The 26,177-nt window shown below is 63.2% G+C and carries 23 protein-coding genes; 11 read left to right on the top strand and 12 right to left on the bottom strand.

Features of this window, described 5'->3' with window-relative positions:
- Positions 1-25: 25 nt before the first annotated feature.
- The 3 genes from CTR2_RS25050 (at position 26) to htpG (ending at position 5,061) form a co-directional block, all read left to right on the top strand.
- Positions 26-757 (top strand): Crp/Fnr family transcriptional regulator, encoded by a 732-nt coding sequence (locus CTR2_RS25050; RefSeq protein ID WP_003068662.1) that lies wholly within the window; start codon positions 26-28, stop codon positions 755-757.
- Positions 758-841: 84 nt separating this feature from the next.
- Positions 842-2,824 carry a pseudouridine synthase gene (locus tag CTR2_RS25045; RefSeq protein WP_254913202.1) on the top strand — a complete coding sequence of 661 codons (1,983 nt, stop codon included), beginning with the start codon at positions 842-844 and terminating at the stop codon, positions 2,822-2,824.
- Between the two features lie 287 nt (positions 2,825-3,111).
- Positions 3,112-5,061, top strand: coding sequence for a molecular chaperone HtpG (htpG, locus tag CTR2_RS25040; RefSeq protein ID WP_087080123.1), 1,950 nt, complete (start codon positions 3,112-3,114; stop codon positions 5,059-5,061).
- 112 nt (positions 5,062-5,173) lie between these two features.
- Here the strand turns inward: htpG and CTR2_RS25035 are convergent, their stop codons facing one another.
- Positions 5,174-6,382 carry an MFS transporter gene (locus CTR2_RS25035; protein ID WP_087080125.1) on the bottom strand — a complete coding sequence of 403 codons (1,209 nt, stop codon included), beginning with the start codon at positions 6,380-6,382 and terminating at the stop codon, positions 5,174-5,176.
- Positions 6,383-6,404: 22 nt separating this feature from the next.
- Positions 6,405-6,899 carry a RidA family protein gene (locus tag CTR2_RS25030; RefSeq protein WP_087080128.1) on the bottom strand — a complete coding sequence of 165 codons (495 nt, stop codon included), beginning with the start codon at positions 6,897-6,899 and terminating at the stop codon, positions 6,405-6,407.
- A 200-nt stretch (positions 6,900-7,099) separates the two neighbouring features.
- Between CTR2_RS25030 and soxR the strand changes: the two genes are divergently transcribed.
- Positions 7,100-7,567: a redox-sensitive transcriptional activator SoxR gene (gene soxR / locus CTR2_RS25025; RefSeq protein WP_087084416.1), complete on the top strand. Its 468-nt coding sequence runs from the start codon at positions 7,100-7,102 to the stop codon at positions 7,565-7,567.
- 6 nt (positions 7,568-7,573) lie between these two features.
- Here soxR and CTR2_RS25020 read toward each other — a convergent pair whose 3' ends face one another.
- On the bottom strand, positions 7,574-8,782 hold the full coding sequence (locus CTR2_RS25020; RefSeq protein WP_087080130.1) for an MFS transporter: 1,209 nt from the start codon (positions 8,780-8,782) through the stop codon (positions 7,574-7,576).
- A 120-nt stretch (positions 8,783-8,902) separates the two neighbouring features.
- Between CTR2_RS25020 and CTR2_RS25015 the strand changes: the two genes are divergently transcribed.
- Positions 8,903-9,610, top strand: coding sequence for a TetR/AcrR family transcriptional regulator (locus tag CTR2_RS25015; RefSeq protein ID WP_087080132.1), 708 nt, complete (start codon positions 8,903-8,905; stop codon positions 9,608-9,610).
- Between the two features lie 10 nt (positions 9,611-9,620).
- A complete protein-coding gene (locus CTR2_RS25010) occupies positions 9,621-10,073 on the top strand; it encodes a hypothetical protein (protein WP_087084417.1) in 453 nt (150 codons plus the stop codon).
- A 22-nt stretch (positions 10,074-10,095) separates the two neighbouring features.
- Here the strand turns inward: CTR2_RS25010 and CTR2_RS25005 are convergent, their stop codons facing one another.
- Entirely contained in the window at positions 10,096-11,130 is a 1,035-nt protein-coding gene (locus CTR2_RS25005) for a serine/threonine protein kinase (RefSeq protein WP_087080133.1), read from the bottom strand.
- Positions 11,131-11,306: 176 nt separating this feature from the next.
- Here CTR2_RS25005 and CTR2_RS25000 point away from each other — a divergent pair, with 176 nt between their 5' ends.
- Entirely contained in the window at positions 11,307-11,972 is a 666-nt protein-coding gene (locus tag CTR2_RS25000; protein WP_087080135.1) for a 2'-5' RNA ligase family protein, read from the top strand.
- On the opposite strand, the gene CTR2_RS24995 is transcribed toward CTR2_RS25000, so the two are convergent.
- From CTR2_RS24995 to CTR2_RS24975, 5 genes are all read right to left on the bottom strand, one after another.
- The gene (locus tag CTR2_RS24995) at positions 11,969-12,385 is read right to left on the bottom strand and encodes an organic hydroperoxide resistance protein (protein WP_087080137.1); all 417 of its coding nucleotides are present in this window, start codon (positions 12,383-12,385) and stop codon (positions 11,969-11,971) included. The two genes, CTR2_RS25000 and CTR2_RS24995, sit on opposite strands and share 4 nt — an antisense overlap.
- 63 nt (positions 12,386-12,448) lie before the next feature.
- A complete protein-coding gene (locus CTR2_RS24990; protein WP_087080139.1) occupies positions 12,449-12,925 on the bottom strand; it encodes a MarR family winged helix-turn-helix transcriptional regulator in 477 nt (158 codons plus the stop codon).
- A gap of 139 nt (positions 12,926-13,064) precedes the next feature.
- Positions 13,065-14,390 (bottom strand): serine hydrolase domain-containing protein, encoded by a 1,326-nt coding sequence (locus CTR2_RS24985; protein ID WP_176391574.1) that lies wholly within the window; start codon positions 14,388-14,390, stop codon positions 13,065-13,067.
- Between the two features lie 21 nt (positions 14,391-14,411).
- Positions 14,412-15,227 carry a crotonase/enoyl-CoA hydratase family protein gene (locus CTR2_RS24980; RefSeq protein WP_087080143.1) on the bottom strand — a complete coding sequence of 272 codons (816 nt, stop codon included), beginning with the start codon at positions 15,225-15,227 and terminating at the stop codon, positions 14,412-14,414.
- Positions 15,228-15,302: 75 nt separating this feature from the next.
- The gene (locus CTR2_RS24975) at positions 15,303-16,151 is read right to left on the bottom strand and encodes a 3-hydroxybutyryl-CoA dehydrogenase (RefSeq protein ID WP_087080145.1); all 849 of its coding nucleotides are present in this window, start codon (positions 16,149-16,151) and stop codon (positions 15,303-15,305) included.
- Positions 16,152-16,347: 196 nt separating this feature from the next.
- Between CTR2_RS24975 and CTR2_RS24970 the strand changes: the two genes are divergently transcribed.
- Positions 16,348-17,940: a GMC family oxidoreductase gene (locus CTR2_RS24970; RefSeq protein ID WP_087080147.1), complete on the top strand. Its 1,593-nt coding sequence runs from the start codon at positions 16,348-16,350 to the stop codon at positions 17,938-17,940.
- Position 17,941: 1 nt separating this feature from the next.
- On the opposite strand, the gene CTR2_RS24965 is transcribed toward CTR2_RS24970, so the two are convergent.
- From CTR2_RS24965 to CTR2_RS24955, 3 genes are read right to left on the bottom strand one after another with little or no spacing between them, the layout of a single operon-like run.
- Entirely contained in the window at positions 17,942-19,156 is a 1,215-nt protein-coding gene (locus CTR2_RS24965; RefSeq protein ID WP_087080149.1) for a GGDEF domain-containing protein, read from the bottom strand.
- Between the two features lie 9 nt (positions 19,157-19,165).
- A complete protein-coding gene (locus CTR2_RS24960; protein ID WP_034373561.1) occupies positions 19,166-20,617 on the bottom strand; it encodes an AMP nucleosidase in 1,452 nt (483 codons plus the stop codon).
- Between the two features lie 45 nt (positions 20,618-20,662).
- The gene (locus tag CTR2_RS24955) at positions 20,663-22,741 is read right to left on the bottom strand and encodes a putative bifunctional diguanylate cyclase/phosphodiesterase (RefSeq protein WP_087080151.1); all 2,079 of its coding nucleotides are present in this window, start codon (positions 22,739-22,741) and stop codon (positions 20,663-20,665) included.
- A gap of 160 nt (positions 22,742-22,901) precedes the next feature.
- Here CTR2_RS24955 and CTR2_RS24950 point away from each other — a divergent pair, with 160 nt between their 5' ends.
- Genes CTR2_RS24950 through CTR2_RS24940 form a run of 3 tightly spaced genes read left to right on the top strand, consistent with a single transcriptional unit; the run spans position 22,902 to position 26,158 of the window.
- A complete protein-coding gene (locus tag CTR2_RS24950; RefSeq protein ID WP_087080153.1) occupies positions 22,902-23,876 on the top strand; it encodes a cation diffusion facilitator family transporter in 975 nt (324 codons plus the stop codon).
- On the top strand, positions 23,873-24,322 hold the full coding sequence (gene dtd / locus CTR2_RS24945; RefSeq protein ID WP_087080155.1) for a D-aminoacyl-tRNA deacylase: 450 nt from the start codon (positions 23,873-23,875) through the stop codon (positions 24,320-24,322). Before CTR2_RS24950 ends, dtd begins: the two co-directional genes overlap by 4 nt.
- Positions 24,323-24,376: 54 nt before the next feature.
- Positions 24,377-26,158, top strand: coding sequence for a dipeptidase (locus CTR2_RS24940; RefSeq protein WP_087080157.1), 1,782 nt, complete (start codon positions 24,377-24,379; stop codon positions 26,156-26,158).
- Positions 26,159-26,177: the final 19 nt, after the last annotated feature.

Below are 26,177 nucleotides of genomic sequence, written 5' to 3'. Positions count from 1 at the left end.
CGCGGCTTTGGCAATGCTTCTGGGCATGAGTCAAGAACTGTCCCTGCATCAAAGGCGGCGAAAGCCTTTGAGCTCAGAACTCGATGGCATTCCCTGGTGGCCTGTTCTGTTGCCCATAGAACGTGAAAACGTGGCACGCGTGCTGCTTGTCGGCGATGCCGAGCCCGGCGACTATGTCTGTCGCACCGGTCGTCCGCCTACCTACTGGTTTGGCGTGGTCGACGGTCTGCTCAAGATGAATACCGAAAGCGCCGACGGAGTCAGCATGACGCTGGCCGGCCTGCCTCCCGGCGGTTGGTTTGGCGAGGGAACGGTCATCAAGCGCGAGCCCTATCGCTACAACGTGCAGGCCATTCGCAAGACTGTTGTGGGGGGCCTGCCCATCGACATGTTCCACTGGCTGCTTGATCACTCCATAGGCTTCAATCGTTTTGTGATGAACCAGCTCAATGAGCGTCTGGGCCAGTTCATCGCGGCGCGCGAGATCGACCGCATGAGCAACCCTGATCTGCGCGTGGCGCGCACTCTGGCAGCCTTGTTCAACCCCTTGCTCTATCCCGGTGTGGGGCAGATTCTGCGCATCACCCAGCAGGAGCTGGCCAATCTGGTCGGCCTGTCACGTCAGCGTGTGAACGAGGCCTTGTCCGTGCTGCAGCGCGAGCGCGTGATCCAGATCGAGTATGGCGGCCTGCGCGTACTGGACCTGGAAGCGCTGCGGCATGGTGAGTTCTGTGCGTCGCGCAAGGCGCTTGCCTGAGGGACGTCCTATAACCTAGCTCCGCGCTGGAATTGTGGATAACTCTCGCCTCGCGCCCGCGCGTCGCGAGACAATTACGCCCAAATGTCAGTCAAACCTCCTAAAGAGTCCGGCGCCCCTGGTGCTGGCAAATCCTCCGCGCCTTCGGATTCCTCGTCGGCGCGCCCTGTTTTGCGTGCACCGGCCAAGCCAGCCAAGGCCGAAAAGCCTGCGGCAGCCCGTGGCTCCAGGCCTGCTGGCGGCACCGATCGTGGCCCGCGCGGCGAAGGCCCGCGTGGCGAGCGTGGCGCACGCCCTCAGCGTGAGCGCGACGAGCGCCCCCGCGCTTCCGGCTTTGGTCGCCCCGATGGCGGCCGCCCTGCTCGTGACGACGGTGAGCGTCGCGGCGGTTTCTCGCAGCGCGACGAGCGCCGTCCCCGCACTGATCGCGATGACCGCTTTGCCGAAGGCGGCGAACGTCGCTTTGGCGGCGGTGACCGTGGTTTCCGCCCCTATGGCGAGTCCCGTGACGGTGATCGCGGTGGCGAGCGCCGCGAGTTCCGTCCTCGTGACGACCGCCGTGATGATCGCCCTCAAGGCGGCCGTGACTTTGGTGACCGTCCACGTTCGTCCGGTTTTGGCCGCCCCGACCAGGGCCGCTTTGAGCGCTCCGAAGGCGGCGAGCGTCGTGAATTCCGTCCTCGTGACGACCGCCGTGATGACCGTCCGCAAGGCGGTCGTGACTTTGGTGACCGTCCACGTTCGTCCGGTTTTGGCCGTCCTGAACAGGGCCGTTTTGAGCGCTCCGAAGGCGGCGAGCGCCGTGAATTCCGTCCACGCGACGGCGAACGTCGTGGCGGTGATCGCTTTGAAGGCCGCCGCGATGAGCGTCCTCAAGGTCGTGACTTTGGTGACCGTCCGCAAAACCGTGGTTTTGGCCGTCCAGACCGCTCCGAAGGTGGCGAACGCCGCGAATACCAGCCCCGTGATGGCGAGCGCCGTGGTGGTGATCGCCCGCAAGGCCGCGACTTTGGTGATCGTCCGCAGAACCGTGGCTACGGTGACCGTCCCGAAGGCCGTTCCTTTGATCGTGACGACCGTCGCGGTGACGACCGCCGCGGTAGCGACCGCCGCAACGACGAGCGCCGTGGCGAACGTCGCGACGAGCGTGGTGGCGAGCCTGAAAAGCGTCATATTCCGGGCTCGTTTGTGTCGGAGGCTACACGCCGTCCCACGACCGGCATTCGTACCTATCGCCCCGCAGCCGATGGCTCGGACCGCGCAATTCCCGTCAAGCGTGCGCCCGAAGTGGAGGCGCGCCAGGACGACCGTCCCGGTGCCGTGCGCATCAACAAGCGCATTGCCGACATGGGCATGTGCTCGCGTCGCGAAGCCGATGAGTGGGTGGAAAACGGCTGGGTCACGGTCAACGGCGAAGTCGCAACCATGGGCCAGAACGTGGTGCCCGGCGACAGGATCGAGATCGACCAGAAGGCTCAGGAGCGGCAGGACCAGCAGGTCACCATCCTGCTGAACAAGCCCATGGGCTATGTCAGCGGTCAGGCCGAGGACGGCCATGAGCCCGCCGTGGTGCTGATCACCAACGAGAACCGCTGGAACGAAGACCGCAGCAAGACGCGCTTCAACTTCAGCCAGCTCAAGGGCCTGGCTCCCTGCGGCCGTCTGGACATCGACTCCGTGGGGCTGCTGGTGCTGACGCAGGACGGCCGCGTGGCGCGCCAGATCATTGGCGAGGACTCGGAAGTCGACAAGGAATACCTGGTGCGAGTGACCTTCGGCGATCGCGACGTGGATGTGCAGTCCGTCTTCCCCGAGGAAAAGCTGGCCCTGCTGCGCCACGGCCTGTCGCTGGACGAGCAGCCGCTCAAGCCGGCCCAGGTGGACTGGCAGAACCCCGAGCAGCTGCGCTTTGTGCTGACCGAAGGCAAGAAGCGCCAGATTCGCCGCATGTGCGAGCAGGTCGGCCTCAAGGTCGTGGGCCTCAAGCGCATCCGCATCGGCGGCGTGACCCTGGGCAATCTGCCCACCGGCCAATGGCGCTATCTGGCTCCACACGAGAGCTTTTGATACCCCCTGAGCGGCTTTGCCGCTTCCCCCAAGGGGGACGGGCAGCTTCGCCGCGAGGCGGCTCTTGCTCGCTGCCCCTCGGTTAGGGTGATGCCGGTTTTGAGTGAAATTGGCCTCTGGTCCTTTATTGATAAGCGCAAGTAGCTATTCTTTTTGAATAAGCGCTTGCGCTTTTTTCTTGCCCGAATAGCCCTTGAAATATCAGGGGCAGGCCCTAGCTATGACTGCGAATCGCCTTGAGAGGATCTCCGGGCGGCTTTTGACTTCAGTTTTTCGCTCACAAAGACATGACAAAGCAAACCCATTCCTTCCAGGCCGAAGTGGCCCAGCTGCTGCACCTGGTCACGCATTCGCTGTATTCCAACCAGGAAATCTTCCTGCGCGAGCTGATCTCCAATGCTTCGGATGCTTGCGACAAGCTGCGTTTTGAAGCGCTGGGCGACGCCAGCCTCTACGGCGATCAGCCCGAGCTGGAAGTGCGCGTCTCCTTCGACAAGGCTGCCCGCACGCTGACCATCACCGATACCGGCATCGGCATGAGCGAGCAGGAAGCCATCGACAATCTGGGCACGATTGCCAAGAGCGGCACCAAGGCTTTCATGGAAAAGCTCAGCGGCGACCAGAAGGCGGACTCGCAACTGATCGGCCAGTTTGGCGTCGGCTTTTACTCGGGCTTCATCGTGGCCGACAAGATCACCGTGGAAACCCGCCGCGCCGGTGCACCTGCTTCAGAGGGCGTGCGCTGGATCAGCGGCGGCACGGGCGACTTCGAGATCGAGCAGATCGAACGCGCCCAGCGCGGCACCAGCATCATCCTGCACCTGCGTGACGACGCCGAGGAGTTTCTCAACGGCTACAAGCTCAAGCAGGTCATCTCCAAATACTCCGACCACATCAGCCTGCCCATCCTGATGGAAAAGGAAGAGTGGAAGGAAGGCGAGAACGATCAGCCCGGCGAGATGGTCAAGACCGGCGAATGGGAAACCGTGAACAAGGCCAGCGCCCTGTGGACCCGGGCCAAGAAGGACATCACGGAAGAGCAGTACAAGGAGTTCTACAAGGCCATCAGCCATGACTTCGAGGACCCGCTGACCTGGAGCCACAACCGCGTCGAAGGCAATACCGAGTACACGCAGCTGCTGTACATCCCCGCCAAGGCCCCGTTCGACCTGTACCAGCGTGACAAGCACGCCGGCATCAAGCTCTATGTGAAGCGCGTCTTCATCATGGACGATGCAGAAGCGCTGATGCCCCAGTATCTGCGCTTTGTGAAGGGCGTGATCGACTCTGCCGACCTGCCGCTGAACGTGAGCCGCGAGCTGCTGCAGGAAAGCCGCGATGTGCGCCTGATCCGCGACGGCTCGGCCAAGCGCGTGCTTTCGATGCTGGAAGACCTGGCACGGCACGACAGGCACGAAGCCGCGGCAGAGGCTGCCGATGGCGTACAGGATGTCGTCAGCGAAGAGGACAAGGCCAAGGAAGGCAAGTTCACGCAGTTCTACAACGAGTTCGGCGCCGTGCTCAAGGAAGGCCTGGGCGAGGACTTCGGCAACAAGGATCGCATTGCCAAGCTGCTGCGTTTCGCCTCCACCACGCACGAAGGCCTGAACACCTCGTTTGCCGACTACAAGGCACGCATGAAGGAAGGTCAGGACGCGATCTACTACATCACGGCCGACACCCTGGCTGCGGCCAAGAACAGCCCGCAGTTGGAAGTGTTCAAGAAGAAGGGCATCGAAGTCCTGCTGATGACCGATCGCGTGGACGAGTGGGCGCTCAACTATCTGAACGACTTTGACGGCACGCCGCTGCAATCCGTGGCCAAGGGTGCCGTGGATCTGGGCAAGCTGCAGAACGAGGAAGAGAAGAAGGCTGCCGAGGAAGCCGCCGAGGCCTTCAAGCCCGTGCTGGCCAAGCTCAAGGAAGCACTCAAGGACCGTGCCGAAGACGTGCGCGCCACCAGCCGCCTGGTCGACTCACCCGCCTGTCTGGTGGTCAGTGACGGCGGCATGAGCCTGCAACTGGCCCGCCTGCTCAAGCAGGCCGGCCAGGCCGCGCCCGAGTCCAAGCCGGTGCTGGAGGTGAACCCCGATCACGCCCTGGTCAAGAAGCTGGACGGCTCCGTCCACTTCAACGATCTGGCCCAGATTCTGTTCGACCAGGCCGTGCTGGCCGAGGGCGGCATGCCCGAAGATCCGGCGGCCTATGTCAAGCGTGTGAACGCGCTGCTGGCCTGAGCGGTTCGGTTACCCCGATAAAAATCCCCGCAGAGTGGTGGCTCTGCGGGGATTTTTTATGATTTCTGGCTGTATCGCTTATGGGTAGGGCGCGACCAGCTATCAAAATGGATTAGCTGCGTGAACGCGCCAGCAGGCTGCGATCCCAGAGCACCGTGGCCAGAGTGAGCAGTCCCAGCAGGCCGCCCATGAGGCTGGTGCCGGTCCAGCCATGGGCCAGCCAGGCCCACGAGCCCAGAGCCGAGCCGAGCGAGGCGCCGAGAAAGTACGTGGTCATATAGACGGCATTGATGCGCGAGCGGGCCTCGGGCGCCAATGCATAGACCACGTTCTGGTTGCTGATGTGCAGGGCCTGCAAGGCGCCGTCGACCACCAGCAGACCCAGCAGAAACCACCAGATGCTGCTGCCGCCCAGCCACAGGCACAGCCAGCCCAGCAGCATCAGAATGGCGCCGGCCAGCGTGGCGGACTGCTCCAGTCCCTTGTCGGCCATGCGTCCGGCCACATTGGCCATCAGCGCGCCGGCAATGCCCACGATGCCTATCAGGCCGATCATCAGGTCCGAGAGTTCAAAGCCCGGCCCGGCCAGCAGCAGCGCCATGGTGGAGAACAGCACGCTCACGGTGGCAAAGCCGGTGCCGCCAATCAGCGCACGGCTGCGCAAGCGCGGATGCTTGCGCAGCAAGTCCCCCAGGGACTTCATGACTTCGCCATAGCTGACGGGAGCGGTGGGAGCCGCCTTGGGCAGGGCCCGTGCCAGCAGCACGGCCATGAAGGCGGTGCTGATGGCCCCCACCCAGTAGACGGTGCTCCAGCCGCCCAGATCGGACAGAATCCCCGCCACGCTGCGCGAGGCCAGAATGCCGATCAGCAGGCCGCTCATGACCAGGCCGACGGCACGCCCGCTGGCGCCAGGGGCGGCAAAGGTGGCGGCCATGGGCACCAGCACCTGGGCGGCCACCGAGAACACGCCGGCCATCAGGGTGCCGGCGGCGAGCAGCGCGAAGCTGCCGGCCAGGCCGCTGATGCCCGACAGCAGCATGCCGCAGGCGGCCAGCAGCATCAGGGTCAGAACCAGGCGGCGGCGCTCCAGCATATCGCCCAGCGGCACCAGAAACAGCAGTCCCAGGCCATAGGAGACCTGGGCCATGGTCACGGTGCTGGAGGCCTGGGCATCGCTGATCCGCAGATGCTGGACCATGGAGTTGAGCAAGGGCTGGTTGAAATAATTGGCTCCGGCGCACAGACCACAGGCCGTGGCCATGAGCAGCAGGGTGGTTCTGGAGAGGACTGTGGTGGCCGCTGGTGTTGTGGTTTTCATGAGGCGCTCAGGTGCGAAGGGGTCAGGCGGGAGTGGCGGCTTTGGCGCCCATCGCCATGGGCAGGGCCGCCGTGGCCTCCACCTCGATCAGCATGCCGGGCAGGGCCAGCTTGGGCACGGGAATCAGCGTGCAGGCCGGAAAGCGCGGCCGTCTGTCGCCGGGCTCACCGCTGCCCCAATGCTGTCTCACTGCGCTTTGCCAGTGCTCGAAGCGCTCCAGCGAATGATCGACGATGAGCACGGTGAGCTTGAGTACATGGCTCATGTCCGCGCCACCGGCGGCCAGGGCGGTCTTGACATTGGCCAGAGCCTGCACAGCCTGCTGGGCAAAGCTGTCTGGCAGCTCGGCCAGAGCATTTTCTCCGCCCTGGCCCGAGACGAAGAGCCAGCGCAGCGGCTCCTGGACGGTGACCACGTGGGTGTAGCCATTGGGCAGGCTGTCATAGAGCCCGGCGGGCTGCAGATAGCGTGGTTGCGGGGAAGGGGATTGGGCAATGAAACTGGGCTTGGCGTCCATGAAAGTCTTTCAGGCAAGGCAGCTCCGGCAGGGCCCGCCAGCGGCAGGCCTTTGTTCCGGAAGCCGCTGGAATTGTTCAACCTCAACTAAGCTTGAGGTCAAGCGGTTTGTATGACCACACAGGATTGCGGTCATGGCGGCCAGGCAGGGACAACGGGAAGCAGCGGGAGATGACTGTGCAGTGTGAAGAGGCAGGCGATATGAATGAATGCGGCAGCGGCCTGGTGGCCGAGGTTGAGGGAATGCCGGATCTCAGTGTGGGAGAGGTCGCCAGCCGCAGCGGGGTGGCGGTATCGGCCCTGCATTTCTATGAGAAGCAGGGTCTGATCGAGAGTGCGCGCACCGCAGGCAACCAGCGCCGCTATGCGCGAGCGGTGCTGAGGCGGGTGGCCGTGATCAAGGTGGCCCAGCGCATGGGCGTGCCCCTGGCCGAGATTGCGCAGGCACTGGCCCACCTGCCGGCCAACCGCGTGCCCGGCAAGGCCGACTGGAGCCGCCTGTCCTTGCATTGGCAGGCACAGCTCGATGCACGCATCGCGATGCTGACCCTGCTCAGGGATCAGCTCGACTCCTGCATAGGCTGCGGCTGCCTGTCTCTGCAGGCCTGCCCGCTGCGCAACGACCATGACTGTCTGGCGGCGCAGGGAGCCGGCCCGCATTTCAGATAGCCAGGCCTACTGGCGCGGCACGGGCAGCACGCGTGCCCGTGCGCTGATGACGCCCAGCAGCGCCGACAGCAGACCCAGACAGGCACAGAAGGCTATCAATGCGCCCGTCAGCCCGATATGGTCGGACAGCCAGCCCATGCCCAGGATGGGGACGATGGTGCCCACATAGCCCGCGACCAGATAGGTGGACAGCAGGCCTGTGCGGTTGACGGGTTTGGAGACCTTGTTGACCACGGCCATGCCCGACAGATTGCACAGTGCATGTCCGCAGGACATGCTCAGCACACTCAGTGCGAACAGCCATGGCGAGCCGGCAAACAGATTGAGAACCAGCAGGGCATTGGTCGCCGCCAGGGCGAAGAAGCCGATGATGATCAGTCGCTTGGTGGGATAGGGCCGGGCGATCAGCTGGATGCCGGCCGACAGAAACAGGATGACGCCGATGGACAGGCCCGAGACCGCAGGTCCATGCCAGGGCAGCATCTGGGCCATGAAGCTGGGGGCCATGGCAGCAAACAGGCTGAACATGCCGAAGGCGGAAAACGCCGCCATGCAGCCCAGCGCATAGTGATAGAGAAAAGGCTTGCGCGGCTGTGAGATGCTGGGCAGAACATCTTTCAGCGTCAGGCCGGGTGCGTTGTGGACGGGCGTACTGGCCGCCGGTAGCTGGATCTTGAACAGTGCATGGATGCCCAGAAAGCTCAGTGCGATGGGCGGCAGATAGCTGCTGACCAGGGGGAATGGCACCCATTGCGCCATCAGGCCGCCCACCACGGGCCCCAGGCCGAAGCCGAAGGCAATCGTCAGGCTGGTGGTCGCAGCCGCACGCTGCAGGTCCCCCTTGTTGTTGAGTTGGGTCATGCCTATGGAGGCCGAGGTGGTGATCAGGCCCGAGGCCAGGCCGATGATGAAGCGGGAAGCACCCAGGCTCCAGGCATTCCAGGACAGGGCCGAGCCGATGACGCCCACGGTCATCACCATCAGTCCCAGGCGCAGCACTTTGAGAAAACCGAAGAGGTTGGTCAGACGGCCCAGAAACAGCAGGCTGATCAAGGCGCCCAGCATATAGGTCACGAAAATTTGCGTGATATGGCTGGGCTGCAGCCCCCAGGCCTGCTGGTAGAGCGGGTAGAGCGGGCTGGCAAGCGCCGTTCCCATGACGCCGACGCACATGGAAAAGCACACCCAGGCATAGGGACTCAGACGGGATTGCATTGGGAAAGCATTGGTGGGGCAGTCATCCGCATGTCCGGTGTGGGCAAGTCGGCTTGACCTAGAATTATTAAAAATGACTATTTGGTCAATTTTATGAATTCTAGAAAAGGATTTCAGCGCATGGCGAATGGCGCAGCGGCTGCCCCTTGCGCAGACCCGGATATCGGCACCCAGGCAAAGCGTCAGCGGCGCACGCGTGGCCCGAGTCTCGACAAGACGGCACAGACGCGTCAGCAGATTGCGGAGGCCGCACTGGCCGAGTTCGTGGAGTGCGGCGTGGCCCGCAGCACCATGGAGCGCATTGCCTGCCGCGCGCAGGTGGCCAAGGGCACGCTGTATCTCTACTACCCCTCCAAGGACGAGTTGCTGCGGGGCGTGGTGGAGCATGCGCTGCGGCATTCGACCGTCTATCAACCGCTCAGGCGCCGCAAGGGCGAGACGGTGCGTGCCTTTCTGCGCCGCAGTCTGCTGCCGACGCTGGAGGCCGTGGACAGCAGCGAGCGCGGCATGCTGGCACGCCTGGTGCTCAGCGAGGCCCAGCATGCGCCCGAGCTGGGCAGACTGTACAAAGAGCTGGCTTTTGATGCCTGGCAGAACTATGTGCAGGACTTGCTGGCGCTGGCCGTGAAAGAGGGGGAGCTCAGGACCCGCTCGGTCAGCCGCAGTGCCCAGTTGCTGGCCAGCCCGTTCTGGATGGCGCTGGTGCACAACAACCTGCTGGCCTCCGAGGGCTCTCAGAAGCTGGCTCTCAAGCCACTGGTCGAGCTACTGATTGATAACCTTTTTGCAGGCACGGCCGGTGACAATGCGGCTGTCAAACGTCAGTGAGATGAATTCCATGCCAGTCACCATCAAGCCCGGTCATCACAGAATCCTGAGTACGGTCTGCGCCGCTGCTCTGGTGCTGGCCTTGCCCGCCTGCGGCTCCGTCGGGGCCGGAGTGGGCGTCGGGATTCCGGTGGGGCCGTTTTCCGTGGGCGTGGGTCTCGGCAGCGGCGGTCTCAGCGCAGGCGTTGGCACGGGTGTCGGGCCTGTCGGTGTGGGCGTAGGCGTCAACCAGCGCGGGCAGGTTCTGGGTAGTGCCGGCGTCGGCGCGTCCACCGGTGTGGGCGGTGCCAGCGTGGGTGTCGGGGTGGGATCCTCCACCGTGCTGCATGACCCCAATCGCCCGCAGGCACCGCAGGCGCAGCCCGCGCCGCAGCCGGCCCCCGCGCAGAGTGGCGATGCCGTGCAATGGCGCGATGCACGTGGGCAGCTCGTGCCCGAATGCCGTTTGCAGGGGCGCTGCTAGTTCTTTGCAGGCATCGGCTGCCCTACGCGTAGAGCGGCTCCTGCTGCATGGCTTCGATCTGTTCGTTCAGCATGCCCACCTGGCCCTGCCAGTAGTCGGTGCTGCCGAACCAGGGGAAGTTGATGGCAAAGATCGGGTCCTGCCAGCGGCGCGCCAGCCAGGCGCTGTAATGCAGCAGGCGCAAGGTGCGCAGTGGTTCGATCAACGCCAGCTCGCGCCGGTCGAAGCTGCGGAACTGCTCATAGCCTTCGAGCAGGGCCGACAACTGCTGGGTCTGCTGGCCACGGTCGCCCGACAGCAGCATCCACAGATCCTGCACGGCGGGACCGCTGCGTGCATCGTCCAGATCGACAAAATGCGGGCCGCCGTGGCCTTCGTCATCCAGCGGCGTCCAGAGAATGTTTCCCGGGTGGCAGTCGCCATGCAGCCGAATCTGCGTCGCAGAATGCAAGCCAAAATGGCCTGCAGCGCTTAACCCATCTGCGGATGGTGCTATCAATGAAAGAGCTTTGTCGCAAGCCTGCTGCCAGCGGCTGCGCACTTCGAGCGCCACGACCTCATGTTCGAGCAGATAGTGCATGGATTCGTAGCCAAAGCTTTTCAGGTTCAGCGCAGGGCGATGCGTGAAGGGCTGGGCGGCCCCCACGGTGTGGATGCGGGCCAGAAAGCGGCCTGTCCATTCCAGTACCTCCCAGTCGTCCAGCTCGGGGCGGCGTCCACCGCGCCAGGGACTGATGCTGAACAGAAAGCCCGCATGTTCGTGCACCGTCTGTCCTTGCAGCACCAGCGGCGCAACCACGGGAACCTCCCCGTCCGCCAACTCCTGGGAAAAAGCGTGCTCTTCCTCGATCTGGGCACGGCTCCAGCGGCCGGGGCGATAGAACTTGGCGACGATCTTGTCGCCCTCGTCCTGGTGGGCCAGATAGACTCGGTTTTCATAGGAGCTCAGCGCCGTCAGCCGTCCATCCGGCACAAGGCCCGTGCTGCACAGCGCATCGATCACGCAGTCCGGCGTGAGGTCCGCATAGGGGTGAGAGGGGTCTTGTGTATCGCTCATTCCTGCATTGTCAGGCCCAAACAGGCCAGTCCAGGTCGGACGGGGTTGCGCATACGCCGGCAAGATTGCTTTTGATTTGATAGCTGTATCCATTTGACAGGCCTGGCTTTACGGCCTGAAAAATGGGAAAAATTTCCAGGTGCTGTGCATACGGCCGAAGCTGGCACACTGCCCGCATGCAAGAGAGCGAAGAACTTTCACAGCCCTGCGAGGACCGGGATTTTGCCGAGTGGCACAAAGGCTGCCCCTGGTGCGCCGTCTGGGTGGTGATGCTGCAAGGCCCTGACCTGGAGTCCTTGCTGCAGCAGGCCAGATCCAGACTTGGTGATGCCTTGCTGCCGCGCCATGCGCGCCAGCCACATATCACGCTGGCCTATAGGGGGCTGTGCGGGGGAGGGGACGAGCATGCGGCGCGGGAATATGACCGGCTGGCGCTGCGCGCCGATGTTGCCATGCTGCAAAGCCTGCGGCTGCGCCCTTTTTCCGTGCAAGTCGCGAGGGCTGGCAGCTTCACCACCGTGCCTTATCTGGGCATTGGGCGGGGGCAGGAATGCTTGCAGCGCCTGCATACGGCGCTGGTGCCCGTGGAGCCCGCGCCGGGCTGGCGCTATGTACCCCATGTGACCCTGGGCCACTATGCGAGGCGACTACCGCTGCGAGAGGCTGTGGACAAGTTGCTGGCGCTGAGCCAGGACTTGCCGGTCTTCGAGGTGAGGCAGCTGGCGCTGGCCCGCTATGCAACGGCCGATATTGCCGGGCCGCTGACGCTTGAAGGCGTCTTCAAACTGGACACCGGGCGCTATGTTGCAGCGCCCGGTGCCCTGTGGCCTGAGCTGCTTTAGGCGATGGTCAGCGTCACGCCGATATTGCCGCGCGTGGCGTTGGAGTAGGGGCAGACCTGGTGAGCGGCGTCCACCAGTTGCTGGGCCGCAGCCTTGTCCATGCCGGGCAGGCTGATCTTCATGCGCACGGCGATACCGAACACTTCGCCCACGGGGCCCAGATCGACTTCTGCGTCTACCGACAGGTCGGCAGGCAAGGTCAGCTTCTGGCGAGCGGCCACAGCCTTCATGGCGCCGATAAAGCAGGCGGAGTAACCGGCGGCAAACAGCTGCTCGGGGTTGGTGCCCTTGCCGGCGCCGCCGGGCGAGCTCAGCTGGATGTCCAGACGGCCATCATCGGTGCGCGAAGCGCCTTCGCGGCCGCCGGTGGTGTGGGCGTGGGCGGTGTAGAGAACCTTGTCGAGTTGGGCCATGGTGTCTTCCTTTGCGAGATTGCCCGGCAATGCGGGCGGGTGGAGGAAATCGTCACCCCGGTATCAGCCGGAGTGGCTGCGGCGCGGTGCCAGCCGTGCACGCAGTGTGCCGAGCTGGCCCGTAAGGGCCTGCAGCTCGGGCAGGGTGCACTGCGTGCTCTGCAGCACGCAGGCAGGTATTTTTTCGGCCTCGGCGCGCAGCGCCCGGCCGGTATCTGTGAGGGCGATGCGCACGCGGCGCTCGTCCTGTGCATCGCGCTGGCGTGCCAGCAGGCCTGCGCTCTCCAGTCGCTTGAGCAAGGGAGTCAGCGTGCCTGAATCCAGATAAAGACGTTCGCCCAGTTCCGAGACCGTGAGCTGGTCGCCTTCCCAGAGTACCAGCATGACCAGGTACTGAGGGTAAGTCAGGCCTATGGCATCCAGCAAGGGTTTGTAGAGCTTGGTCATGGCCAGCGATGCCGAGTACAGCGCAAAGCAGACCTGATTGTCCAGGCGCAGCAGCTCGGAGCTGTCGGGGAGAAGGTCGTCATCGGATCGCATGGGTTGAATTATTGCAGACAATTAAATTGTGTGCAATTTAATTTGCAGATCACCAAGCCGCAGGAGGCAGTGCAGAGGTCCGGTGCAATGCAAACAGGCTCCGTGAGCGGAGCCTGTCGCGGCTGAAGCTGTCCCGTGACTAACGGGCGGTCAGCGCATCGGCCAGAGCCTGGTACATGGGCAGGCTGGTCGGGTCTATGCCCGCATTGCCTGCAATCGGGTGGGAGGCATAGCGCACCACCACCATCTGGGCCTTGGGGTCGATATAGATGGCCTGACCGTGAATGCCGCGTGCCATATAGGCCCCGTTGGGGTTGTGCGAGACCCACCACATATTGCGATACGACCAGCCGGGCAGCGTGGCATAACCGGCCTTCACGAACTTGGCGGGGTCGGCGCCGCGGCGGATGTCCTGGACCACGGCCCTGGGAAGCACCTGCTGGCCGCTGGCGGAGCGGCCTTCGTTGCGCATCAGCTCGCCGAAGCGAGCCAGGTCGCGCAGCGTGGTGTTGAGGCCGCCGCCGCCCGATTCGGTGCCTATGCGATCCACCATGAAGTAGGCGTCCTGCTCGGCACCGATGCGGCTCCAGATGCGCTCGGACAGCAACTGGGCCAGAGGCTTGCCGCTGGCGCGGCGCACGATCCAGGCCAGGACTTCGGCGTTGACCGTCTTGTAGGCAAATCCCTGGTCATGCTCGCCCTCTTTCTGCAGGGTCTGCAGGAATTCGTAGAAGCTCCTGGGCCCGGCATAGTCCTTGCCCTGGGGCATCATGCCGCCGGCGCGGGCGTAGTCCCAGACTTCGGCCTTGGGATCGGCGTAGTTCTCGGAGTACTTCACGCCAATCGTCATGTCCATCACCTGGCGCACCGTGGCGTCGCCATAGGCGGTGTTCTTCATCTCGGGCAGATAGTCGGTCACCGGTGCCTCGGGCTTGATGATGCCTTCATGGGCCAGCAGGGCGGCCAGGGTGCCGACAAAGGACTTGGTGACCGACATGGCCAGGTGCGGGCGCTGCGGCTCCAGCGCGCCCAGATATTTCTCATAGATCACGCGGCCCTTGTGCATGACGAGAATGCCGTCGGTGTAGTTGCGATCCAGTGCCTGGGCAAAGCTCAGCTCCTCGCCTGTACCCATGACCTTGAAGCGCACTTGCTCGATGTCGACCGGAGCCGAGCGCAGGGCGCTGGGCGCGCCAGGGCCACGCCAGACATTGGCCGTGGGCGTGATTTCGCGGATATGCGAGAAGGTCCAGCGATTGCGCGGAAAGGTATTGCCCAGGGGGTTGTCGAAGGTGATGAGCTTGTCGGCAGCGGGCGGAAAGCCCTGCATCCAGCCCATGGCCTGCACGCTGGTGCTGGCCGGGTCGGGCAACGCGGGAGCGGCAGCCTGTGCATGGACCGCAGAAACCATAGCTGTCAGCGCAAATGGCACAAGCGTTTTGCGCGTAAAAGACTTCAAACTCATCATCACCTCTTGGACTTGGGATTAACGACCGGTAAAACGTGCTGGGCGTTTCTCGACGAAGGAGCGCACCCCTTCGGCGGCGTCCTCGCTGTTGGCCAGGCGCTGCTGCACGGGGATGAAGTCGGCCACGGCGGCGGCCTGGCCCAGCTCTATGGCCTTGAGGACATTGAGGCGTGTGGCCACCACGGCCTGCGGCGCCTGGGCGGCAATGCGCTCGGCAATGCGAAAAGCCTCGTCCAGTTCCTGGCCCGCAGGCACGACTTTTTGCACAAAGTGGCAGCGCAAGGCCTCGGCCGCGTCGAAGGCGTCGCCGGTCAGCAGATGCAGCATGGCATTGCCCACGCCGGCGCGCTCGGGCATGCGCAGCGTGGCGCCGCCCGTGGGCATGATGCAGCGCTGCACTTCCATCTGTGCAAAGCGGCTGCTGTCGGCCGCGACGACGATATCGGCGCCCAGCATCAGTTCTATGCCGACGGTAAAGCAGATGCCCTTGACGGCGGCGACCATGGGCTTGGTGCGGCGGCGGTAGCCGGGCAGGCCATAGTCATGAGGCTCCACGAGACCCGCAGGGATGACCTTCTGGCCGCTTTTCATGAACTCGGCGATGACGGGCAGATCCAGTCCCGCCGTGAAATGTTCGCCGAAAGCATGGAGCAGGCCCACGCGCAGTCCGGGCTCGTCGTCGAGCCGGGTATAGGCCTCTCCCAGTTGCTGGAACATGGCCGGCGTCCAGCCATTGCGCTTGGCCGGACGGTTGATGCCTATCAGCAGCACATGGCCGCGGACTTCACAAGAAATGCAGCCCTCGGGCGGAGGGCTGGGCTGGTCGATTTGCATGGCAGGTCTCCTGCTGCAACCTTAGACGGCTGTCGCAGCCGCCGCAGTCGCGCACAAGACCTGAAGGCCTGCGATTTAGTAGGTGTAAACACCCTGGCCGGTCTTGCGGCCCAGACGGCCGGCGGCCACCATTTCGCGCAGCAGGAAGCAGGGGCGGTACTTGCTGTCGCCGAATTCCTTGAGGTAGACCTCCATCACGGCCAGGCAGACGTCCAGACCGATCATGTCGGCCAGGGCCAGCGGGCCAATCGGCTGGTTGCAGCCCAGCTTCATGCCGGCGTCGATGTCCTCGGCCGAGGCTGTGCCTTCGCTGAGCACCTGGAAGGCCTCGTTGATCATGGGCACCAGAATGCGGTTGACCACAAAGCCGGGAGCGTTCTTGACGGTGATGGGCGACTTGCCCAGTTTTTCCGACAGGGCCTTGACGGCATCGTGGGTGGCGTCGCTGGTCTGCAGGCCGCGGATGATCTCCACCAGGGCCATCATGGGCACGGGGTTGAAGAAATGCATGCCGATGAACTTGTCGGCACGCGTGGTGGCGGCCGCCAGCTGGGTGATGGAGATGGACGAGGTGTTGGTGGCAACGATCACGTCCTGTGCCAGCAGGGTATCGAGCTGCTTGAGGATCTTGACCTTGAGCTCGTAGTTCTCGGTGGCGGCTTCGATCACCAGCTGGGCCGACTTCAGATCGTCGTAGCTGGTCGAGGTCTTGATGCGTGCCAGCGCTGCGCTCTTGTCGGCTTCGCTGATCTTTTCCTTCTTGATCAGGCGGTCCAGGCTGCCGGCCACGGTGGCCAGGCCTTTTTGCACGGCGGCGTCGGAGATGTCCACCATCACCACGTCGATGCCCGATACGGCGCAAGCCTGCGCAATGCCATTGCCCATGGTGCCCGCGCCGATGATGCCTACGGTTTGGATTGCCATATTTTTGTCTCCATTCAGATAAGTGCGTTTGAACGGGAAAATGTTATCCCGGTTCTGACCGGGTTTGACCCTAGTCGGACATGGTTGGCGTGTTAGGAGTCATCACGATGACAGTGTTTTTTCTGCACGACCGTGTTTTTCCGCGTTTCGCCGTCCCAGACCTCTGGTCAGAATTTGCGGCAAAAGGAGTGCGGACATGCGTGACTATCTGGTGGTGGGAGGCGGCTCCGCTGGTGCGGTGCTGGCAGCCAGGCTCAGCGAGAACCCGCAGGTCAGCGTGACCTTGCTGGAGGCTGGCGGCGAAGACACAAGCGTGCTCATCCACTGCCCCGCAGGGCTGGCGCTGATGGCCAAGCAGAAAAACTACAACTGGGCCATGAGCACGGTGCCGCAGCCTGGACTCGGTGGCCGACGGGGCTACCAGCCGCGCGGCAAGGTGATGGGCGGATCCAGTTCCATCAATGCCATGATCTATCTGCGTGGCCAGCCTGCGGACTATGAATATTGGAGCGCTCAGGGTAATCCAGACTGGGGCTGGAGCGATGTTCTGCCTTATTTCCTGAAGGCCGAATGCAATACACGCGGCGCGGATGCGCTGCATGGTGCCAGCGGTCCCTTGCATGTCTCCGATCTCTGCGACCCGAATCCACTGGCCCAGGCCTTTGTGCGGGCGGGCGTGCAGGCCGGTCATGCGCACAACCCGGACTTCAACGGCGCAGCTCAGGAAGGCGTGGGTCTGTATCAGGTCACGCACCACAAGGGCGAGCGCTGCAGTGCGGCCAAGGCCTATCTGACGCCGGTGCGCGGCAGCCGGTCCAATCTGGAAATCATCACCTCAGCCCAGGTGCAGCGGGTTCTGATGGACGGACGCAAGGCTGTTGGCGTGGAATATGTGCAGGGAGGGCATGTCAGGCAACTGCTCTGCCGACGCGAGGTCCTGCTCTGCGCTGGCGCACTGCAGTCGCCGCAGCTGCTGATGCTCTCGGGCATCGGTCCGGGTGAGCATCTGCAGCAGCTGGGCATCGATGTCGTCCACCATCTGCCTGGCGTGGGCGAGCATCTGCACGACCATCCCGATGTGGTGCAGGTGGTGGACGGCCCGCAGATGACGGACAGCTTTGGCCTGTCATTTGCCGGTCTCAGGAATGTCTGGCAGGGCATTGGCCGCTGGCGCCATGAGCGCCGGGGCATGCTGACCAGCAATTTCGCCGAGGCCGGTGGCTTTATCCGAAGCCGGCCCCAGGAGCCGGTGCCCGATCTGCAGCTGCATTTTGTGGTGGGCAAGCTGGTCGACCATGGCCGCAAGACCTTGCTGGGCCATGGCTATTCCTGCCATGTCTGCCTGCTGCAGCCAAGGAGTCGGGGGCGCGTGAGGCTGGCATCTGCCGACGCGGCCATCATGCCGCTCATAGACCCGGCCTTTTTTGCCGAGGCCGACGATATGCAGCGCATGGTGCGCGGCGTGCGCCGCATGCGCGAAATTCTCGGGCAGCCTGCGCTGGCCCGCTTCGAGGGGCGGGAGCTGGAGCATTCGGCAGGGGCGCGCAGCGACGAGGAGATCGAGCAGTTCATCCGCAATTACGCCGACACCATCTATCACCCCGTGGGAAGCTGTCGCATGGGGCCGGGCGCGCAGGATGTGGTCGATGCCCGCTTGCGGGTGCATGGGGTGCAGGGGCTGCGCGTGGTCGATGCCTCGGTCATGCCGCGCATCGTGAGCGGCAATACGAATGCGCCGACCATCATGATTGCCGAGAAGGCAGCCGATCTGATCAAGGCCGAGTGCTGAATCAGGTCAACGGAGCCAGGTCGGAGGGGGCATGATCCTCGTCGGGCGGAGGCGTCAGAGTGGTGCATTCCACCCTTCCCCGGCCCTGATTCTTGGCCTGTTGCAGGGCGGTGCCGGCATGGCTGGCCAGCTCGTTGAGGCTCAGGCTCTTCCAGGCGGTGGGGACCAGGGCACAACCCGCGCTGAAGTCCAGATCCATCTGCAGTTCGTACTGCGCGCCGATCTGGAATGCGGACTGGATGCGAGTCAGCAGTGACCTGACACCCAATTGGTCGGCGTGAATCAGCAGGCAAAAGGATTCTCCCTGCCATCTGGCCACGACCTCGTCGCCGCGCATCTGCTTTCGCAGAGTGCGTGACATGAGCTGCAGCGCCGCGTTTCCGGCCTGGTAGCCATGGCGGCTGTTGACCCGGGAAAAGTGATCCATGTCGATCAGAATCAAGGCCAGCGGCAGGCTTTCGCGCCGAGCTCTGTTAAGCATGAAGCGGGCCTGGTTCTTGATGGCCTGGCGCAGCGGCAGGCCGGTCAGGCTGTCCTCTGGTGCGTTTGCGGATCGCTGACGGACTTCTTCGTCACGGCAGGCCATCAGGATCGATACGAAAAGAATGGCGGAACCCATGGGGATCAGCCACGAAAGCAGCATATGTGGGCTGGGTTCCTCTGCAAAGCTGTGAAGCCAGGGAGCGTGCAAGGTGAAGTAGCCGCGTATGACCAGAATGCCTGCGATGCAAAGGCCAGCACCCAGCAGCAGATATCGCCAGGCAGTGGCGGAGTTGGTTTGCGGCGATAAGGTCAGGCAGACCAGAGTGGCAAGGCTCAAGCCGTAGCTGACATTGAACCAGGCCAGCCGGTAGGGCTTGCTCTCGATCAGAACCAGCACGCCCGCAAGTGTCAGCAGGCACAGCAGGGCCAGGGAGCGGGTGAGTATCTTGTTGCGAGGTCCAAGCCAGCCCTTGAGTGCTTTGTGCAGCTGCCACAGTGCACCGGTTGCAACAGCGGCACTGGAGATCGACAGCAGCGCATTCCATGTGAAGGCTAGTACATGCCCGGCGCAGAAGACGAGCAACCAGGCCAGCCCCTGCAAAAGCAGGAATTGCTGAGCATTTCTGGTTGCCCGGCTCATTTGCTGACCCATAAACCATGGCAGTGCAAAAGCGACCGTCATCAAATTGACGGCCACCATCAATGTCATGGAAAACTGGTCGGTCTCCGGCATGGCTGGGCTTTACTGGAAGGCCACTTCGTCAAAGCTGCGCAGCTTGCGGCTGTGCAGGCGGTCGGAGCCGCCTTCGCGCAGTATGTCGACGGCACGCATGCCGATGCGCAAGTGCTGGTCCACACGCTCTCGATAGAAATGGTTGGCCATGCCAGGCAGCTTGATCTCGCCGTGCAGCGGCTTGTCGCTCACGCACAGCAAAGTGCCATAGGGCACGCGGAAGCGGAAGCCGTTGGCGGCAATGGTGGCCGACTCCATATCCAGCGCCACGGCTCGGCTCTGGCTGAAGCGGCGCTGGGGCAGGTTGTCGGGCAGCAGTTCCCAGTTGCGGTTGTCGGTGCTGGCCACGGTGCCGGTGCGCATGATGCGCTTGAGATCGGCACGCTCCATTTGCGTGACATCGGCCACGGCCTGCTGCAGCGCGACCTGGATTTCGGCCAGCGCAGGAATCGGCACCCATAGAGGAAGCTCTTCGTCGAGCACATGGTCTTCGCGCACATAGGCGTGGGCCAGCACATAGTCGCCCAGCTGCTGGCTGTTGCGCAGACCCGCGCAATGGCCCAGCATCATCCAGGCATGAGGGCGCAGCACGGCGATGTGGTCGGTGATGGTCTTGGCATTGGCCGGGCCCACTCCGATATTGACCATGGTGATGCCGCTGTTGTCCGCGCGCACCAGGTGGTATCCCGGCATCTGCGGCAAGCGCGGCGGCGCCGTGCCGAGTTCGTCGACGGCTTCCGCGGGCAGGCCGGCGCGGCGGGTCACCACATTGCCGGGCTCGACAAAGGCAATGTATTCGCTGTCCTCCTTGGCCATTTCGGCGTGGCCCAGGCGGATGAATTCGTCGATATAGAACTGGTAGTTGGTGAACAGCACGAAGTTCTGAAACCAGTCAGGGGCCGTGCCTGTGTAGTGGCGCAGGCGATGCAGCGAGTAATCCACGCGTGGGGCGGTGAACAGCGACAGAGGCAGGGCCTCGCCTGCCGCCGCGCGCCAGGTGCCGTTGGCAATGCCGTCGTCCATGGATTCCAGGTCGGGCAGATCGAACACATCGCGCATCAGCATGCGGCGCTCTGGCGAGAGCGAACCTTCGATATGGTCGTTGTCGGCGAACGAGAAATGAATCGGGATGGGTTTGTCGCTGAGGCCTACTTCGATGGGGACCTGGTGGTGCAGGATCAGCAGGCGCAGTTGCTCGCCGAAGTAGCTGGAAAACAGGTCGGGCCGGGTCAGCGTGGCCTCGTAGGTGCCTGGGCCTTCCACAAAGCCGTAGGTCAGCTTGGTATCGGCTTGCGCCACCGTGGTGGTCTTGATGCGTACGAACGGGTAGTAGGCATGAATGGGCGCGGCCGGAGTTTCACCCGCCACGAAACGCTGCATGGCAGCTCGCAGATGATCGATTTGCTCGCGGTACAGCTGCTGCACATGGGCCAATGCCTGAGGGGCATCCGTATGAAACATGCTGCTGCTTTTATGAGAGGGTGTCGGTGTATTCGAGGCCATGCACTATTGTCTTTGTAGCAGTTGACAGTGTTGCGACATCCATGCCGAAGCCTGCTCGGCAGATAATGGCGCTGACACGAGAAACCCTTGCATCATGGCACAGCCCATCTCTCTCAGAAGTTGCAGCTGTTCAGTGCTTTCCACACCCTCGGCCAGAATCTCCAGATGCAGGCTGCGGCCCATCTGCACGATGGCATTGACAATGGCGGCCGCATCCGGGTTGTGGGGCAGATCGGCCACGAACGAGCGGTCGATCTTGAGGCGGTCTATGGGGTGCTTGCGCAGATAGGCAAGAGACGAGTAGCCGGTACCGAAATCGTCGATCGCCAGCCCCACGCCCAGTGCCTTGAGGGCATGCAGAGTCTGCTGCATCTGGTTGCCCGAGAGCATCAGCGTGGTTTCTGTGACCTCGATGTGCAGATAGCAGGCGTCCAGCCCCGTGTCGGCAAGTGCCTGCGACACTTCCTTGACTACATCGCGCTGGCGGAATTCCTGTGCCGACAGGTTGACGGCTACGGGGATGGCGGGAAAGCCTTGTTGCTGCCAGGCACGGGCTTGACGACAGGCCTGATAGAGCACCCAGCGGTCCACGGCTGCGATCAGCCCCCGGTTTTCGGCAAAGCCGATGAACTCGTCGGGTGAGACCAGGCCGCGGTGCGGGTGCTTCCAGCGCACCAGGGCTTCGAAGCCTGAAAGCTCGCCCGTCTGCATGAGGGTCTGCGGCTGGTAATGCAGCTCGAACTCACCGCGTTCCACGGCGTTGCGCAGCATTTGCTCCTGCATCAGCATGCGTGTGGCCCGGCTTTCGAGTGCAGGAGTGTAGAACTGGGAGAAGCTGCGGCCGCGACTCTTGGCCATCTGCATGGCGGCCTCGGCATTGCTCAGCAGGGACGCCGGACATTTCCCGTCCTTGGGATACATGGCGATGCCGACACTCACGGAAATCACCAGTTGGGTACCCTCGATCAGATAGGGGGCCTCTGCCGTGGCCCGAAGTCGCGTCAGCAGGGCCTCGGTCTCCAGCAGGCCGGGGTTTTCGGGCAGCACGACCACAAAGTCGTCGCTGCCGGTGCGGGCCACGATGTCCTGAGCACCCACAGTGCTTCGGAGCCGCTTTGCAAGCTCGCACAGCAGCAGATCCCCTGCCTGATGACTGAGCGAATCGTTCACCGCCTTGAACTGGTCCAGGTCCAGCGACAGCACCGCCAGTCGTGATTGCTCGCCGGCAGCCCTGGCGATGGCGTCGGCCAGCAAATGGTTGAGACGCGCTCGATTGGGCAGATGTGTCAGCAGGTCATGCTGGGTCAGATAGTCCATGTGCTGCCGGGTCTGAAGACTTGCGGTCAGGTCGCGCAGCAGGACGATGCGATGCCTGTCCTTTTCTCCAGGCATGGTGCAGGCCTCTATCTCTACGGGGATTAGCTGGCCGTTCTTGTGCATGATCACGGACTCGAGGCGATCTTCTCGCTCGCTGCGCATGTTCTGCAGCGCCCGCAGGCGCGCTTCAGGTGCCACGTAGTCGAGAACCGGTGTGCCGCGCAGCTCGCCAAGCGAGTAGCCAACCAGCCGGGCCAGTGCGTCATTGCCGTCCGTGATGATGCCGTCACGATGCAGCACGATGGCCTCGGTGGTGATGGCAGCGAATTTGCGCATGCGCTCTTCGCTGTCGCGTATCTGCTGTGTCGCCAGATGGTGGTGGCTGACATCGGTCATCAGCGCCACAACGCCCTTGAGTACGCCTTTTTCCTCATGAGGGCGCAGCACTGCCTCGATGTGTTGCAGCCGGCCAATCTCGTTTTCGACCTGGCGGGTGTAGCGCAGCGTCTGAGTATTGTCGACAGCCACGGAGTCCAGATAGGGTTCGATCTGTGTCCAGACCAGCTCGCCCACAATGTCACGCACATCCATGCCCACAATGGTTTGCATGGTGTGGCCAAAGTGCTCTGCATAGCGCGCGTTGGCAAAGCGACAGGCGCGTGTGTCGGCATCAAAATAAGCCAGCATAGCGGGCGCTGTATCGGCCACCAGTCGAAGAATGGCGTCCTCATCCCTCGGTTGCTGTGCTATCAACGTATCAGGCATGCGCCTCCCTTTTTTCTGGGAGTATTTATATAGGAATCAGGTCAGCCTCGACCATGACATGTCCATCACGATAAGGGATTCTGGGTTGCTTTATAGACAACTTGCAAAGACTATTGATGTATCAAAGCACTTGGTGATATAGAGGCTGTAGAACCTGAACATGTCCAAATCTGACGTCTCAACATATTCACAATGGCTGCAGCCGCACAATTTGCTGCGCCTCTCCGTGGTGGTGGCACTGCTCACCATTGTGCTCAAGACCCTGGCCTGGTGGCTGACCGGCTCGGTCGGCCTGCTGTCCGATGCGCTGGAGTCCTTTGTGAATCTGGCCGGAGCCATGTTTGCACTGACCATGGTGACCGTGGCCAAGCGACCGGCGGATACCGAGCACCCTTATGGACATTACAAGGCAGAGTACTTCTCGGCCGGTTTCGAAGGCGTGCTGGTCATAGGCGCCAGCCTGGCGATTGCCTGGGCGGCGCTGTCGCGGCTGTGGAACCCGCAACCACTGGAGCAATTGAGCTGGGGCCTGATGCTGTCGCTGCTCAGCACCGTCTTCAACGGGCTGCTGGCCTGGGTCATGCTGGGCTCTTCACGCAAGTACCGCTCCATGGCGCTGGAGGGCGATGCGCGGCATCTGCTGACCGATGTCTGGACTTCGGTGGGCGTGGTGGTCGGGCTGCTGGCTGCGGCCTTGACGGGCTGGCTGTGGATGGATGCACTGGTGGCTCTGGCAGTGGCTGTGCATATCTGCGTGCAGGGGGTGCAACTGGTCTGGCAGTCCTCGCAAGGACTGATGGATCAGGCGCTGGACGCGCCGCAGCGTCTCAAGATTGACACTTTGCTGGACGGCTATGCCAAGCGCAACGAGGGGGTGAACTTTGACAATATCTCCAGCCGCCAGGCGGGGGAGCGCAGCTTTGTGGACTTTCACATGCATGTTCCTGGCCAGTGGAGCGTGCAGCGAGCGGCACAATTGCGCTCCGAGATTGAAGCCGCGCTGCTGCAGGCCATTCCAGGCCTGTATGCCCGCATCGAGCTGCTGCCCATGGGCATGAACACGGTCAGCGAAGTGGCCGATGGAGAGCAGGGCGGCGAAGCACAGGGCGCGGCCAAGGAAGGTTTGAGTACATGATGAGTGTGATTCAGCGCGTCAAGCAGGCGCGCGTGGAGGTCGACGGCCGTATTACGGGCCAGATCGACCAGGGCTTGCTGGCGCTGGTTTGTGCCGAGCGCGGCGATACCGAGGCTGAGGCCGACAAGTTGCTGGCCAAGATGCTGAAGCTGCGCATCTTCAGCGACGAGGCCGGAAAGATGAACAAAAGCCTGCAGGACATTGGCGGAGGGCTGCTGGTGGTCAGCCAGTTCACGCTGGCGGCCGATACCAGAGGCGGCAATCGCCCCAGCTTTACCGCCGCCGCCGCGCCCGACGAAGGCCGGCGCCTCTATGAATACTTTGTGGACCAGGCCCGGATGGCCCACGCTCAGGTGCAGACCGGTGAGTTTGCTGCCGACATGCAGGTACATCTGGTCAATGACGGCCCCGTCACCATTCCCATGCGCATGGAGCCGCAGGCCTAGGCAAGGCCAGGCCTGCGAACCCATCCGCCACCACGATTTCAACAACAGCTGTCCATGAAGCCATCCTGCAAGCCCTCTTTGCCCCTCATCGCCGCCGGCCTGATTCTCGGTCTGGCAGGCGTCAGTCTGCCCATCCAGGCGCAGACCTTGAAGAAACCCGCGCTGGACGCACTGATCGCATCGTCCGCTGCGACCCCGTCCGAATCCTTCAAGGCCTTTGCGCAACAGGCCGCCAGGGCCGAGCCTGGCGTGGCGGCTGCCGTGCAGCGCTATACGCGCGGCCAGACGCTGTCGGACGGCGAACTCGCGGATATCGCCCGGTTGCTGGGGGTGTACAACCGCCTGACCCAGGAGACAGCGGTGCTGGAAAGCCTGCAGCGCATGGTGGCGCTGCCCACGGTGCGTGATTCCAAGGTGCCTGCGCATGAGAGTCCGGCCATCCTGGACTTCGGCAAACTCGTTGCATCCATGGCTGCCGAGTTCGGGCTGCGCTTTCGCAATGTGGACAACCGCATCTTTGAGGTGACACTGCCTGCCAATGCGGCGAGCCGCGCCAGCGAGGCCGCCGAGTTCGGCATCCTGACCCATGCCGATGTGGTGCCGGTGGTGGCCGCCGAGTGGATACTGGACGGCAAGCAGATCAATCCTTTCCAGGTCACCCGCGTGGGCGACCGGCTTTACGGGCGCGGCACGATTGACGACAAGGGCTCCATCGCCACCGTGCTGTATGCGATGAAGGCAGTCAAGGACAGCGGTCTGCCGCTGTCGCGCAGCATTCGCCTGATGATAGAGACCACCGAGGAAACCGGCGGCGATGCCATGAAGTACTACCAGAGCAAGACCTCGCTGCCGCAGTACAACATCGTGCTGGACAGCAAGTACCCGGCCGTGGTCGCTGAAAAGGGCACGGGCGCGCTCAAGGCCTTGTTTGCAGATGTCGCCGTGGATGCCGCCAAGCCTGCCATCACCGCCATGGCCGGCGCCGCCTCGGCCAACTCCATTGCGCAGACGGCCTCCGCCACCGTCTCCGCCACCGATGTGGCTGCGCTGGATCTGATCGCGCAGCGGCTGTCCAAGGACAAGGACGACTTTGTGCGCCGGTACGAGGTTCAGGGGAAGTTCTCCATCGATGTGCAGCGCGCAGAGGGCATGGTCACGGTCAAGGTCAGCGGTGCATCCGCTCACGGCTCGCGCCCCGAGGAAGGTGTGAATCCCGTGCCGCGCCTGGCGCTGTTTCTGCAGCAGAGCCTGATGCCGGAGCAGGGCGCGGCACTGCTGCAGCCCAATCAGTACAGCCAGGCCGTGCGCTATATCAATGGCGTGTTCGGCCTGGACTATCTGGGCAAGCAGCTGGGCATTGCCTATGCCGATGATTTCATGGGGCCGCTCACGCTGTCGCCCAATCTCATCAAGTCCGTGGACGGCAAGCTGGAGGTGACGGCCAATGCGCGCATGCCGCGAGGCAAGACGCCGGAGCAGCTGCGCGCTGCGGTGGAGCAGGGCATTGCCCGCTGGAGCGATGCGGCCAAGGTGCCGGTCAGCGTGCAGTACACGCAAGGCAACTGGATGGCCCGCGACCCCAAGGGCGCGTGGCTGAGTACCCTGCTCAATATCTTTGGCGACACCACGGGGCTGGACGCCAAGCCCGTGCCTACCGCAGGCAGCACTACGGCCAAGCTGATGCCCAATGCCATCAACTTCGGCCCGGCGATGCCCGGCAAGAAGTACACGGCCCACAATGCGCTGGAGTACCAGGAGCTGCCGGATCTGCGCACGGACATGCAGATGTTCACCGAGATGCTGGTGCGCATCGGCAATCTGCAGCAGATGCAGTGACGCGCTGAAGGCAAGGCGC

Origin of the sequence: Comamonas thiooxydans (genome assembly GCF_002157685.2) — a bacterium.
GTDB classification, from domain to species: domain Bacteria; phylum Pseudomonadota; class Gammaproteobacteria; order Burkholderiales; family Burkholderiaceae_C; genus Comamonas; species Comamonas testosteroni_H.
Note: the sequence above shows the minus strand (reverse complement) of the source record. Positions and strands in the feature narration are given on the sequence as shown.

Bases quoted from the DNA above. Each gene is read 5' to 3' on its own strand.
- CTR2_RS25050 (WP_003068662.1), top strand. From the start codon at position 26: ATGAGTCAAGAACTGTCCCTGCATCAAAGGCGGCGAAAGCCTTTGAGC.
- CTR2_RS25045 (WP_254913202.1), top strand. From the start codon at position 842: ATGTCAGTCAAACCTCCTAAAGAGTCCGGCGCCCCTGGTGCTGGCAAA.
- htpG (WP_087080123.1), top strand. From the start codon at position 3,112: ATGACAAAGCAAACCCATTCCTTCCAGGCCGAAGTGGCCCAGCTGCTG.
- CTR2_RS25035 (WP_087080125.1), bottom strand. From the start codon at position 6,382: ATGAAAACCACAACACCAGCGGCCACCACAGTCCTCTCCAGAACCACC.
- CTR2_RS25030 (WP_087080128.1), bottom strand. From the start codon at position 6,899: ATGGACGCCAAGCCCAGTTTCATTGCCCAATCCCCTTCCCCGCAACCA.
- soxR (WP_087084416.1), top strand. From the start codon at position 7,100: ATGAATGAATGCGGCAGCGGCCTGGTGGCCGAGGTTGAGGGAATGCCG.
- CTR2_RS25020 (WP_087080130.1), bottom strand. From the start codon at position 8,782: ATGCAATCCCGTCTGAGTCCCTATGCCTGGGTGTGCTTTTCCATGTGC.
- CTR2_RS25015 (WP_087080132.1), top strand. From the start codon at position 8,903: ATGGCGAATGGCGCAGCGGCTGCCCCTTGCGCAGACCCGGATATCGGC.
- CTR2_RS25010 (WP_087084417.1), top strand. From the start codon at position 9,621: ATGCCAGTCACCATCAAGCCCGGTCATCACAGAATCCTGAGTACGGTC.
- CTR2_RS25005 (WP_087080133.1), bottom strand. From the start codon at position 11,130: ATGAGCGATACACAAGACCCCTCTCACCCCTATGCGGACCTCACGCCG.
- CTR2_RS25000 (WP_087080135.1), top strand. From the start codon at position 11,307: ATGCAAGAGAGCGAAGAACTTTCACAGCCCTGCGAGGACCGGGATTTT.
- CTR2_RS24995 (WP_087080137.1), bottom strand. From the start codon at position 12,385: ATGGCCCAACTCGACAAGGTTCTCTACACCGCCCACGCCCACACCACC.
- CTR2_RS24990 (WP_087080139.1), bottom strand. From the start codon at position 12,925: ATGCGATCCGATGACGACCTTCTCCCCGACAGCTCCGAGCTGCTGCGC.
- CTR2_RS24985 (WP_176391574.1), bottom strand. From the start codon at position 14,390: ATGAGTTTGAAGTCTTTTACGCGCAAAACGCTTGTGCCATTTGCGCTG.
- CTR2_RS24980 (WP_087080143.1), bottom strand. From the start codon at position 15,227: ATGCAAATCGACCAGCCCAGCCCTCCGCCCGAGGGCTGCATTTCTTGT.
- CTR2_RS24975 (WP_087080145.1), bottom strand. From the start codon at position 16,151: ATGGCAATCCAAACCGTAGGCATCATCGGCGCGGGCACCATGGGCAAT.
- CTR2_RS24970 (WP_087080147.1), top strand. From the start codon at position 16,348: ATGCGTGACTATCTGGTGGTGGGAGGCGGCTCCGCTGGTGCGGTGCTG.
- CTR2_RS24965 (WP_087080149.1), bottom strand. From the start codon at position 19,156: ATGCCGGAGACCGACCAGTTTTCCATGACATTGATGGTGGCCGTCAAT.
- CTR2_RS24960 (WP_034373561.1), bottom strand. From the start codon at position 20,617: ATGTTTCATACGGATGCCCCTCAGGCATTGGCCCATGTGCAGCAGCTG.
- CTR2_RS24955 (WP_087080151.1), bottom strand. From the start codon at position 22,741: ATGCCTGATACGTTGATAGCACAGCAACCGAGGGATGAGGACGCCATT.
- CTR2_RS24950 (WP_087080153.1), top strand. From the start codon at position 22,902: ATGTCCAAATCTGACGTCTCAACATATTCACAATGGCTGCAGCCGCAC.
- dtd (WP_087080155.1), top strand. From the start codon at position 23,873: ATGATGAGTGTGATTCAGCGCGTCAAGCAGGCGCGCGTGGAGGTCGAC.
- CTR2_RS24940 (WP_087080157.1), top strand. From the start codon at position 24,377: ATGAAGCCATCCTGCAAGCCCTCTTTGCCCCTCATCGCCGCCGGCCTG.